Below are 11,825 nucleotides of genomic sequence, written 5' to 3'. Positions count from 1 at the left end.
GTCGACACGACGCGCTGGTTGGCCGCCGGATCAGGTAGCGCGCCGCGCCATGCTAAGCGACCCGCGACGCACCCCCGGCGCCATGCGCCGCGGCGTCATACATCACCGTGCGGTTGCGGCCTGCGCGCTTGGCCGCGTAGAGCGCGAGGTCGGCCTTGTGGGCGGCGGCGTCCAGGTCTTCCTCGCTACCAAGCAAATGCCCGCCGATGCTGGTGGTGATCCGCAGTTTTGTCCCATCGGGCACTGTCACAGGCTGTGCGCGCAACGTGTCCAAGATACGCGCCGAGAGATCGGCCAGCGTGTCGGCGGAGCAATCGGAAACCAGCACGACGAACTCGTCGCCGCCCCAGCGCGCACAGATATCCTGCTTGCGCACGACAACCGTCAACCTTTGGGCGACCTCGCGGATCACCGTGTCGCCGATGCTGTGGCCGCGAGCGTCGTTGATCGACTTGAACCGGTCGACGTCGAGCAGCAGCAGGCCGAGCCGTACGCCGCGCTTGGCGCATTCCGCGGCTCTCGGCGCGAACGCTTCGGCGAAACCGCGGCGGTTGAGGATACCCGTCATCGGGTCGAGATAGGCGATGCGGCGCAACTGTTCCGTCCGCTCCTCGACCGCGGCTTCGAGGGTCGCGGTGTTGTCCCGAACGGACGCGGCCATGCGGGTCAGTGCATTGGCCAGCCGGCCGATCTCGTCCTTGCCGCCATCGTCGACCTTGGCAGTGAAGTTGCCGGCCTCCACCTCGGCCAGCGCTGCTTCGGCGCGTTCCAGCCGGTCGAGCACGACGCGCTTGAACAGCAGCGTGATCAGCCCCGCCGCGGCCACCATGACCAGCGCAAGCAGCAGGCCGATCGGCACGAAAAGGCCCCGGTCGATGATCTGGTCGACGTCCATGAAGGTGACGTTGTACCAGCCGAGCCGATCGAGATAGCCGACGCCGACCAGCATCCGGTGGCCGCCGACTTCGACGAAACGCGCCTCTACCTTGCCGTCCCTCTCGGAAACGTTGCGCAGCATCTCGGCAAGACTCGCGCGGTCGGCATCGCTGTCGACGAGCTGGAACACGGTCTTCTTGTTCCCGGCCTCCTTGGTCAGGCTGTGGAAATCGATCTTGCTGGCGTCGCGCACCGCCTGGACGGCGCCAAACCGGTCGACGAACATGGTGTCGACGCCGGCCTGATGGGTGTTCACCACTTCCTGGATGAAGGAGGTGAGGTCGATGCCGGTGCCGAGGATGCCCAGCGTTCGACCGTCCTCGCGGATGACGCAGTTGATCCAGACCTTCGTGACCTTGAGATTGTCGTCATTGTCGACATTGAGCTGGCATCCCGCACCCAGCGCCGCGGTCTTGTAGTACCAGCCGTCGCGCGGATTGTCGGCTTCGAGCGCATAGCGGAGCTGCGAGCCGGCGAAACTGTTTTTGGCGTCGTTGAAATAGTAGTTGCCCGAGCCGCCTATGGCGAGGAAATAGCTGCGGTCGCGAAACGCGAGGCGGAAATGTTCCATCTCGGCGATCCCGCGCGCCCGTTTTTCCGGGTCGTTCTCATCCGCCGTCCAGGCTAGGATCGCGGGAGAACGCGACAGCGTCTCCGCCAGCGCCACCTCGCGCATCAGCGCTTCCAGGCCGCGCGAACGGTCGTAGAGAACCTGCTTTTCGGCAAACAGCGTGCCGAGCTTGACGATGGTGGAGTTGACCAGCCAGTTGAAGGAGAGGGCCGCGGGGATCGCCACCGCGACGAAGGCCGCCAGCACCAGCAGCAGCACGCGCAACCTCAGGCTTCGGGCGAGGCCGACGCGAAAGCTGCGTAGTCTGCTGTCGAGCATATGAGGCGGACCCCGCTACAGCCGAAATAGCCGGCGCAAAAGAGCAATACGCATCACACGTCTACGTTGTGTTAAGCAATCGTTTCGCGCTAGGGTCGGTAAAATGACGGGGATATCTTTGAAGCCGGAACGCGCCGGGCGTTTGCAAACCGGCGCGTCCGCGCGTTGGACCTGCGATCAACGCATGACGTAGACGATCTGGCGCGAGCCCGGCTCGACCAGCACTTCCTGTCCGTTGACGTTGACGTAACGGTATTTGTAATCCGGGATTTCGCGGATCTGCACCGTCTCGGGAACCTTGGCGCCGACCACCACCTCACCGTCGAGATAAACCGGCTCCAGGCGGTTGTCGGTCACGTAGGTGCGGACCTTGGCGGGCGGTTCGGCAACCTCGCCCAGCGTGCCGCCGATCGCCGTGCCGGCAACGCCGCCGATCAGCGCGCCCACCGGCCCGCCGACGATCGCACCGCCCACGGCGCCCGTCGTGCCGCCGACGACAGCGCCGGCCGAGCCGGTGTCTGCCGGCTGCTCGACCACTGCCACTTTCGAATTGGCCGGCCGCTGGCTGAGCACCACCCTGCCGCCGCCGAAATCGCCGCTCAGATAGTCGGAATAGACCCAGCCTTCATCGACCGAGCACCATTTGCCGTTAGCGAGACATCCTTTGATAGTGGTGTCCTGGCCGGCGGCGAGCACGCCGACGACCGGATATTGTGAGCCGGGACCGGCGCGCACGTTGAGTTCGGTGGTAGCCTGTACAGGTGTCTGGGCAAACGCTGTTCCGCCGAGCGCCAGCAGCGAACCGGCCGCGGCAAGCATCGTGAACTTGTTCATGACGATTCTCCATCGTTGAGCTTCCCTCGGTGCTGCAACGATGTTCGCCGTTTCGGGGTTCCGGACGGCCGGCCGGCGTCCGATGACGTTTTGTTACCCGGATCACGCCGCCGCGGCGGGTGTCTGCATTTCGACGGGCCGCTTGCCGGCCAGCAGCTCATGCACGAAGCGCAGCTTGTCGGCGGTCGGCGGCGAAATGACGAAGGGGTAGAGATCCGGCAGCCCCATGCAGCGGTTTATGGAATTTGACGCTTCCGAAAGCACCAGCCAGCGCTCCAGCACCTTGTCGAAGCTTGCCGTTCCCAGCGCCTCGCCGCCGGCCGCCGCTCCGCCGCCGGTGTCGGAACTGCTGAGGTCATGCTGGTCGACGGTCTCCAACTGGCCAAGACGCAGGTTGAGCGACTGCACCATTTCCAGCGTGTCGCTGATGTGGAGATAATGCGCCCAGGTCTCCGCCCAGTCTTCCCACGGATGGCTGGCGGCATAGGCGGAGATATGCCGCGTCTGCCAATCGGGCGGCGCGCCATTGGCATAGTGCGCCTGCAGCGCCTGCTCATAGTCCGCAGTCTCGTCACCGAACAAGGCACGGAAGGCATTGAGCCACACCGGATCGTCGCGGACCAGCCGGTCCCAATAGTAGTGGCCGAGTTCGTGGCGGAAGTGGCCGAGCAAAGTGCGGTATTGCTCCCGCATTTCGACGCGCATCTTCTCGCGCTCGGCGGAATCGGCTTCCGCGACGTTGAGCGTGATCAGCCCGTTGTCGTGGCCCGTGAGGATGCGCTCGCCGCCCGGGCCGCCGATCGTGGGATCGGCCAGGAAGTCGAAGGCAAGTCCGATCTCGTCCTCCGGATCGAGTTTCGGCCCGACCGGCAGGCCGAAGGCGAGCAGCGTATAGACAGCCCGCTTCTTAGCGGCCTCGACACGGGTCCAGCGCCTCCGGTTGCCGTCGATCGACAGGTCGGGAATGATCTTGTTGAGCGCGCAGGCGCGGCAGAAAGGCTGGTCCGGCTGTCCCACCCAATTGCAGTCGCATTCCGTGGCGTTGACGCACTGGAAGGCGCCGCCGTCTCCCGCGATCTCGAATTCCGCGCGCTCTGGATTGTAAAGCACCGGGGTACCGCAAGCGAGGCATTGCGCGTTCTCGAAATACAGGCGTTGGCCGCATTGCGGACAAGTGAAAAGCTTCATGGCAGGTTCATTTCGGACGAGGCTGGGGCGGCGTTCAACGCGACGCGGCGTCGATGGTTCCGGCACATCACATCACAGTCAATTGCGCCACGACCTGGCGCGCCACCGCCTCGCCGGAAAGCCGCGCCCCGCCGCAGGTCTGGATCAGCGGCCCCGCAAGATGCTCGCCTGCAAAAAAGATGCGTTCCCCCACCGGCTGCATCAGCGTCGCCCGGGCAGCGGATTTGCCCGGCCGGGCCGCTGCATAGGCGCCGCGCACGAAGCGTTCGCCGCCCCAATTGGTCATGGTGGCGCGGCCCACATGTTTCCTGAGATCGCTGCCGAAGATGCCGCAAAGCCGGTCGGTGACGAAGTCGACTCCCGCCGCCTCGCCGGCAGCCGACATCTCCCAGGCAAAGTCGCCACCGACGAAACCCACCATCAGATCGGTGTCGAAAGGGAAGCACAGGAAATAGATGTCATGGCGGGCATGCCGCTCGATCAGCATGTCCTCGAAAGGCTGCAAACCAAGGCGCGTGCCCCGGATCTCGATGGGCAGCTTGGTCAGCATGCCCATCGGCAGATCGAAAAAGGCTTCGCGATGCGCCGGCGGCAGGTCCGGACGGAACTCGATCTCGTCGAAGGCGAGCACCGCCGGCGAGGCCGTGACGATGACCGCCCTGGCGCGTATCGTCCCCCGGTCAGTGACGCAGGCGGCACCCGGAACGTCCCAGAGAATCTTGCGCACCGGCGTCGACAATTCGACCGGAACATCTTCGCCGAAGCGCGCCACCAGCGCGCCAAACCCCTCGAGACTGTAATAGTTCGGATCGAGATCGGCGGCGGCGCGAAAATCCTCGATCGAGATCTCGTCAAAATCCTTGCCGAAATCCATGGGGCCGGCGAAGGTGGCGGCGGCGCGCGGCGCATGCCCGGAGGCGAGCAGCGTCGACACCCGGTCATCGGTGCCCGCCCATTGCTCGACCAGGCTCGCCAGTTGCCGGTCGGCAAGCTTCATGTCGGCCTCGTCGGCCTCTGACGCCTTCTTCTTTCCGAAATACAGATGGTCGACATTCATGTCGTGGTAATGCAGCGTCCAGCCCGCCACCTGGGCTTCCGGGAAATAAGGATTGCGGTCGGCGGCATGCAGCCAGGCGCAGCCGATGTCGAATGGGATGCCGAAATGCTCAGCGGAGGTGTAGGCACGGCCGCCGATGCGGCCCATCGCCTCGAACACCTTGAAGGTCAAACCGGCGGCGCGAAGAATTTTCGCCGCCGCCAGGCCGGAAGAACCGGCGCCGACGATCACGACGTCCACATCTTCCATGGCTTATTCCACCTCTTGCCACATTATATACTTGATCGTAGGGAAATTCCCCGAGGGTGGCCAGCGGCTTGGCCGATTCCGGCCACAACCTGCGGTGACAGGACGGCAAATCGCTGGCAATGTCCGCAAAACGAGTTTCAGACAACCAGGAGAAGAGGATGGCATTGATTGCCAAGGGATTGAGCCTCGCTATCGCCGCCATGGCCTTGATCGGCGTGTCGGCCGTGAGCGCCGAAGCCGCTTCGTGCGGCAAGAACGCCGGCGGCTTCGAGGCGTGGAAGGTGGAATTCGCGCAGGAGGCAGCGGCGAACGGCGTCGGGTCGAAGGGGCTGGCGGCCCTGGCCAAGACCTCCTACGCCACCAAGACGATCTCGGTCGACCGCGCCATCCATAAGGCGTTCAGCGGATCGGTCGAAGCCTTCATGAAGCGACGCGGCGGCGCGGCGATCATCTCGAAAGGCCGGCAGCTCAAGAAGCAGAACGCCGCGCTCTTTGCTTCCATCGAACAGCGCTACGGCGTCCCGGCAGGTCCGCTTCTCGCCATCTGGGGCATGGAGACCGGGTTTGGCGCGGCAATGGGCAACCAGAATACGGTCTCGGCGATCGTGACGCTAGCCTATGACTGCCGCCGTCCGGACTTCTTCACCCCGCATGCGATTGCCGCGCTGAAGCTGGTCGATCGCGGTGTGCTGAGCTCGAATTCCGTCGGCGCGGCGCATGGCGAGATGGGCCACACCCAATTCCTGCCAGGCAACGCGTTGAAGTATGGCGTCGGCAACGGGAACCTGAGGGACAAGGCGACCGCGCTCGCCTCGACGGCGAACTACCTGCGCGCCCACGGCTACAGCGGCGGGCCGGCAAGCGCCAATCGCGGCGCCATCGCGGGGTGGAATTCTGCTTCGGTTTATCAGCAGGCCATTATCATCATGGCCGACGCCATCGACGGCGGTTGATAGCGTTCCCCTACTCTCCGCACTTGGCAACAAGGGGTCGACCGCGCTTTTGCGGTCGACAAGCGATGACCGGCTATGCGCTACACCCTGTTAAAAAAGCTTAGGCCACCAGCCGGACCGGAGTCACTTGCCTGGATGACCTAACGTAATATTAGGAGTATGATATATTTGGCGCGTTCTAGACCTTAGGGAAACGGCCAACTCCGAAAGAGCGGGAGCTGTGTTCGTTGCGACGCGCCGGCAAACCTGACGCGAAGGAGGAGGTAATGCGCATTTATTCAAGTGTATTTATAGCTGCTACCGCCGTCGCCTGGGCATACGCCGCGCCTGCGGCCGATATGAGCGATGAACAGCTCATCGAGAATGCGATTTCGGCAGCACCGGAGACTGTGGGAAAAAACGCTGCCGTCGTGAATTGGGACATGAAGTCGCTCAGAAAGGGCACGAACGGCTTCACGTGCATTCCGGACGACCCCGCTACTCCCACCGACGACCCAATGTGCACTGATGAGAACGGAATGGCGTGGATGCACGCTATCATGTCCAAGAGCGAGCCGCCGAAAGGCAAGGTCGCTTTCGCCTATATGCTGAAGGGAGGCAGTGGCGCCAGCAATACCGACCCCTTCGCAACCGAGCCGCCGGCCGGGGCCAAATGGATTGAGGACGGTCCCCACGTAATGGTCATGAATTCGCCGGAGATCATGGCCTTGTATCCCCATGAATGGGACCCGACACAGCCATATGTCATGTTCCCCGACACGCCCTATGCGCACCTGATGATTCCGGTGAAGTAATCCAAGCAAGACCTGCCGTCTTGACGCGGCGGCAGGTCACCCTCGTGAACGGAATATCCGATTGTTCAAGCGAACGGCCATAGCGTTGGCAGCCGTGATTGTTGCGGGCGCGGCCCTGGCGCACAAGGGAGCGACGGGGATCGTTGCCGAACGCATGGCCGCGATGAAGAACATGGGCAATGAGCTGAAGGCAATCGGAGACATGCTCGTTGGAAATGCGCCGTTCGATGCGGAGGCTGTCGTTCAGCACGCCGCCGCGCTCCACGAAAATTGCCACCGAACCGCAACCTTGTTCCCGCCCGGCAGTATCGATCACCACAGCAGAGCCTTGCCGGCGATATGGGAAAAGCCTGAGACATTCCAGGAGGCAATGCAGCGGCTGCACAGCGCGACAGAGACTTTTGTTGTGACGGCGACTCGCGGCGACAGAACAGCGCTCGCGGCTTCTTTTGAACAGATCGGGAAAATCTGCAGCGGCTGCCACGAGACGTTTCGCTCGCCCGAGAATTGACCCTCGTACCGCCGGCCGGCCTGTTGGTTGTGGGTCTTTCGCTACACCATGAAGGGGTGCACGAAGGCCAGTTTGTAAGGCCCGCCGTCGACCTTCTCAGATAGGCTGCGCTGGACGATCTTGATGGCTTGCGGCCAGCCCTGATTGCCATCCATGGTCATGATCGTATCGCCGCTGATCGAATAGACCATGCAGACATGCTTCCAGTACCAGGGGCCGGAGGGGCGCTTCGATTCGTCCTCACCCTTCCATTCGCTGGTGTTCGCCCGAACCAGGACGATATCGGCGCGCGCCAGCTTCGTCGGATCGTAGCCTTCGTTCTTGGCGTCGACCCGCCACATGTTGACGGGGCTGCTCGATTTGTACCCCCATTCGATGGCGCGCTGCGGCGACCACAGCACCTCGTCGCCGCCATTGGCGAAGGGATTGCTTTCCCCTTTGATGAACGCGGCCTGAGCCCAGCACCAGTAGGCGAAGGCGCCGCACCAGTTCAGCGTCTCGCTCTTCATGTAGACGCCGAATCCGTTCTTGGAATGGCCGATCGATATGGCGCTGTTCATCTGGTCGCGCGCCACCTCGATCACCGCATCGCGCAGCGACAGTTTCTGGACGTCCTCGCGTAACTTGCTGGTTATCTCGCCGAGCGCGTTGCCGACCTGCCTGCATTCGTTGTTCGACACCACGGTGATCGGCAAAGGCTTGATCTGGTCGGCACCTCCGCCGATCGCCCGCAGCACCGTGCTGCCGGCCTCCTTGGCTGTGAGCGTGATCTTGCGGATCGTCTGCTCCTTTTCCCAAGCCGTGAGGCGGCCGTCCTTGTGAACGGTCGCGTCGTCGCCCGCTTCGGAGGAGACCTCGACAACCGATTTGCCGTCCTTCTCGTCCGTCTTGACTTCAAGGCCGGGACCGGCGACCAGATGAAAAATCGTGGGCTTGCGCTTGACCGACATGACCAGCGTGTAGCGGTCCTCGTCGTAACCCGCGCGATCGTTGAAAATCCTGAGATGTGGCACCGCTTGCCTCCGCCGTGGCCATCGACGGAAACGATAATGGAGCGGGTTGACGCGCACGGCAACCCGCATGCGCGCCGTCAGCGGCGTGGCCCCTGGTGATCGGTGCGGAAAGCCGTCGAAATCAGCTTTTGCGGTTGCGCGCCGCCAACGTCCTCAGCCGCAGGCCGTTCAGCCGGATGAATCCTTCGGCGTCCTTCTGGTCGTAGGCGCCGCGATCGTCCTCGAAAGTCACCAGCGCGTCCGAATAGAGCGACTGCGACGAGCGGCGGCCGGTGACGATGACGTTGCCCTTGTAGAGCTTCATCCTGACGTCGCCCTCGACCCTCTCCTGGCTCTTGTCGATCAGGGCCTGCAGCATCTCGCGCTCGGGCGAGAACCAGAAGCCGTTGTAGATCAACTCCGCGTAGCGCGGCATGATCTCGTCCTTGAGATGCGCCGCGCCCCGGTCGAGCGTGATCGATTCGATCGCGCGGTGGGCGAAGAGCAGGATGGTGCCGCCCGGCGTCTCGTAGACGCCGCGGCTTTTCATGCCGACGAAGCGGTTTTCGACGAGGTCCAGGCGGCCGATGCCATTGTCGCGGCCGAGATCGTTGAGCGCCGAAAGCAGCGTGGCGGGCGACATCGCCTCGCCGTTGAGGGCGACCGGGTCGCCATTCTTGAAGGTCAGCACGATTTCGGTCACCTGGTCCGGCGCGTCCATCGGCGACACGCTGCGCTGGTGGACATATTCCGGCGGCTCGACCCACGGATCCTCCAGAACCTTGCCCTCCGACGAGGAGTGCAGCAGGTTGGCGTCGACCGAGAACGGCGCCTCTCCCCTCTTGTCCTTGGCGACCTGGATCTGATGCTTTTCGGCAAAGTCGAGCAGGTCGGTGCGCGACTTGAACGACCAGTCGCGCCACGGCGCGATCACCTTGATGTCGGGGTTCAGTGCATAGGCCGACAGTTCGAACCGCACCTGGTCATTGCCCTTGCCGGTGGCGCCGTGGGCCACAGCGTCGGCGCCGGTCTCTGCGGCGATATCGACGAGGTGTTTTGAGATCAGCGGGCGCGCGATCGAGGTTCCGAGCAGATAGAGGCCTTCATATTGCGCGTTGGCGCGGAACATCGGAAAGACGAAGTCGGAAACGAACTCTTCCCGCACGTCGACGATGCGAATGTCCTTGATCCCCATCATCTCGGCCTTCTTGCGCGCCGGCTCGAGTTCGCCGCCCTGGCCGAGATCGGCGGTGAAGGTCACCACCTCGGCCCCGAGTTCCGTCTGCAGCCATTTCAGGATGATCGATGTGTCGAGACCTCCGGAATAGGCGAGCACGACCTTCTTGACGTCTTTCCACTTCGACATGATGTCCCCGGATTTTCGGATGCGGCCGGGAGGCCTGCTTTCGGCCGGCACTAATAGCAGGAATGCCTTGGCGGGCAAGGGTTGGCCTGAAGCCGGCATTGCCGCGCCGCCGGACAACGCTTCGCGAGGATGAGACGCTTCAATAAACTCTTAATGATTCTCCCCGAACAGTTCGTATGTGCCGATGACCGTTGCAAAAACAATTCGCCTTGTATGCCTGACGCGGCCGCGGGGCCTGCTCGCGGGCCTTTTGCTGTCTTCTTTGCTGGTCGTGTCCGCACCGGCGCTCGCTTCCGATCGGTGGGAGGAAGCCGGCAGCGGCGCGGTCGCCATCCTGCCGGTACCGGTCAAGGCGACGGCGATTACCGGCGGTTCGCTGGTCTGCGCCGAGCAGCGCTGGACGTTGCGGCTGCGCAGCGAGGACCGCGACGCATCGCCCGGCCTCGTACAGGCGAAACTCACGGTCGACGAAGAATCCTTTCCGGTGATGGCCGAACGGCGGCCGGGCCTTGTCTCCGTATCGATCGACCGCGAGATGATCGAGGGTCTGAAATCTGGCGCCGGTCTGGCAATCAGCCTCGGCAGCGAGCAACAGGCGCCGGCGGCCACTTTCGCGCTGCGCAATTCGCGAAAAGTGCTGGAGGCGATCACGCCGCGTTGCAGCCAGGTCGACATGTCGGCTTTCGAGCAGGTATCGCTTTCCGAGACCGACCCGGCCGTCGAAAGGGCTCGGCCATTGCTTGCCGCCGAGACCAAACTGTTCCGGGAAGCGACGACGGCAACGCCAAAACTTGCCGCCACGCATCTCGACCGCGGCGAGGGACGCGAGATGCTGTTCGCCACGCTATGCGGCTCGTCCTGGTATTACGGCCGCAGCGGCTGCTCGCTGTTCGGTTATGTCCGGCCGACCCCTGCCGACGAATGGCGCGAGGCCTATAACAGCGAGGGTATGGCGCTTTACATCGATCCGAAGGCGTCGAACGGCGGCTGGCCCGATCTTGTCACGCTGGAACGCAACGGCGGCGTCGAAGCCATCCGCTGGACATGGAACGGCGCGCGCTACGAGCTTCGCGATCCCCTGGTCGCAGGCGACGACCTCACGAGCACCGGCGCGCTTACTCCCTGAGCACCGCGCCTTCTGTTGGCGAACGGATCCGCGCTTCAGGCTGCATCCGGCGGCGGCGATGAAGAAAGAGCTGTCGCGCGCGGGATTGCGGGCAACCGCGACGGGCGCTAATCAGGGCGCACCTTCGCGAGGACTTCCTCATGACCTTCATCCCCGACGCTTCCACGATCGTCCAGTTCGCGATCGCCACCTTCATCATCGCGATCACGCCGGGGCCCGACATGACGCTGTTCGTCGGCCGGGCGCTTTCCGAAGGCCGCGCGGCGGGGTTCGCCTGCATGTCCGGCGCGATGACCGGATGCCTTATCCACACGACACTGGTGGCGCTCGGCCTGTCGGCGCTGATCGTCGCGTCGCCGCAAGCCTTCATGGCTTTGAAGATTTTCGGCGCCGGCTATCTGGTCTGGCTGGCCTGGCAGGCAATCACCAAGGGCTCCGCCTTCTCGCCGGACGCCACGCGCCGACCGGCGCGCCCACTGGTCAAAAACTGGATGACCGGCGTCGGCATCAACCTGCTCAACCCCAAGATCATCCTGTTCTTCATGACCTTCCTGCCGCAGTTCGTCTCGGCCAGCGATCCGCACGCGCCAGGAAAACTGTTCTTCCTCGGCATGATGTTCATCGTGCTTTCCATCCCGATCACCGCGCCGATGGTGATTGCCGCCGACCGTTTCGCCGGCCTGCTGCGCAAAAGCCCGCGCGTCACGCGGATCGTCGACTATTTGTTCGCGGGGGTGTTTTCGGCCTTCGCGCTTAAAATCCTCACGGCGCAGGCGAAGTAGGCGAAACGGCAACGCAACGCCTTTCGCTGCCCGGCGCCCACCATTGGGCAAGCCGCCCGCAACACCGTCCTTGAGGCCGAAGAATCATGAGCGTTCGCGGCCAGGTGGCCTGACGGGATTGAACGAGCGGCTGACGCGGATAGGCTGG

At 63.6% G+C, this 11,825-nt stretch carries 11 protein-coding genes; 5 read left to right on the top strand and 6 right to left on the bottom strand.

Features of this window, described 5'->3' with window-relative positions; translation table 11 throughout:
• Nucleotides 1-52: 52 nt before the first annotated feature.
• The 4 genes from ABMA59_RS10035 to ABMA59_RS10020 form a co-directional block, all read right to left on the bottom strand.
• Entirely contained in the window at nucleotides 53-1,825 is a 1,773-nt protein-coding gene (locus tag ABMA59_RS10035) for a GGDEF domain-containing protein (RefSeq protein WP_349005193.1), read from the bottom strand.
• A gap of 177 nt (nucleotides 1,826-2,002) precedes the next feature.
• Nucleotides 2,003-2,659 carry a DUF1236 domain-containing protein gene (locus ABMA59_RS10030; RefSeq protein ID WP_349005192.1) on the bottom strand — a complete coding sequence of 219 codons (657 nt, stop codon included), beginning with the start codon at nucleotides 2,657-2,659 and terminating at the stop codon, nucleotides 2,003-2,005.
• Nucleotides 2,660-2,761: 102 nt separating this feature from the next.
• Nucleotides 2,762-3,847: a zinc-binding metallopeptidase family protein gene (locus tag ABMA59_RS10025; RefSeq protein ID WP_349005191.1), complete on the bottom strand. Its 1,086-nt coding sequence runs from the start codon at nucleotides 3,845-3,847 to the stop codon at nucleotides 2,762-2,764.
• Between the two features lie 67 nt (nucleotides 3,848-3,914).
• Nucleotides 3,915-5,153, bottom strand: a complete 1,239-nt coding sequence (locus ABMA59_RS10020) for a flavin monoamine oxidase family protein (protein WP_349005190.1) — start codon at nucleotides 5,151-5,153, stop codon at nucleotides 3,915-3,917.
• A 158-nt stretch (nucleotides 5,154-5,311) separates the two neighbouring features.
• Here ABMA59_RS10020 and ABMA59_RS10015 point away from each other — a divergent pair, with 158 nt between their 5' ends.
• The 3 genes from ABMA59_RS10015 to ABMA59_RS10005 all read left to right on the top strand — a co-directional run bounded on the left by ABMA59_RS10015 (nucleotide 5,312) and on the right by ABMA59_RS10005 (nucleotide 7,411).
• Nucleotides 5,312-6,106: a lytic murein transglycosylase gene (locus ABMA59_RS10015; protein ID WP_349005189.1), complete on the top strand. Its 795-nt coding sequence runs from the start codon at nucleotides 5,312-5,314 to the stop codon at nucleotides 6,104-6,106.
• A 266-nt stretch (nucleotides 6,107-6,372) separates the two neighbouring features.
• Nucleotides 6,373-6,900: a hypothetical protein gene (locus tag ABMA59_RS10010; RefSeq protein WP_349005188.1), complete on the top strand. Its 528-nt coding sequence runs from the start codon at nucleotides 6,373-6,375 to the stop codon at nucleotides 6,898-6,900.
• 61 nt (nucleotides 6,901-6,961) lie between these two features.
• Nucleotides 6,962-7,411: a c-type cytochrome gene (locus tag ABMA59_RS10005; protein WP_349005187.1), complete on the top strand. Its 450-nt coding sequence runs from the start codon at nucleotides 6,962-6,964 to the stop codon at nucleotides 7,409-7,411.
• 41 nt (nucleotides 7,412-7,452) lie between these two features.
• Here ABMA59_RS10005 and ABMA59_RS10000 read toward each other — a convergent pair whose 3' ends face one another.
• The gene (locus tag ABMA59_RS10000) at nucleotides 7,453-8,424 is read right to left on the bottom strand and encodes a hypothetical protein (protein WP_349005186.1); all 972 of its coding nucleotides are present in this window, start codon (nucleotides 8,422-8,424) and stop codon (nucleotides 7,453-7,455) included.
• 121 nt (nucleotides 8,425-8,545) lie between these two features.
• Nucleotides 8,546-9,769: an argininosuccinate synthase gene (locus ABMA59_RS09995; protein ID WP_349005185.1), complete on the bottom strand. Its 1,224-nt coding sequence runs from the start codon at nucleotides 9,767-9,769 to the stop codon at nucleotides 8,546-8,548.
• A gap of 250 nt (nucleotides 9,770-10,019) precedes the next feature.
• Between ABMA59_RS09995 and ABMA59_RS09990 the strand changes: the two genes are divergently transcribed.
• Together ABMA59_RS09990 and ABMA59_RS09985 are read left to right on the top strand one after the other, a co-directional pair.
• Entirely contained in the window at nucleotides 10,020-10,895 is an 876-nt protein-coding gene (locus ABMA59_RS09990; RefSeq protein WP_349005184.1) for a hypothetical protein, read from the top strand.
• Between the two features lie 140 nt (nucleotides 10,896-11,035).
• Nucleotides 11,036-11,677: a LysE family translocator gene (locus ABMA59_RS09985; RefSeq protein ID WP_349005183.1), complete on the top strand. Its 642-nt coding sequence runs from the start codon at nucleotides 11,036-11,038 to the stop codon at nucleotides 11,675-11,677.
• Nucleotides 11,678-11,825 lie beyond the last annotated feature (148 nt).

Origin of the sequence: Mesorhizobium yinganensis (assembly GCF_040081985.1) — a bacterium.
GTDB lineage: Bacteria > Pseudomonadota > Alphaproteobacteria > Rhizobiales > Rhizobiaceae > Kumtagia > Kumtagia yinganensis.
This window is presented reverse-complemented; position numbering and strand designations above follow the sequence as displayed.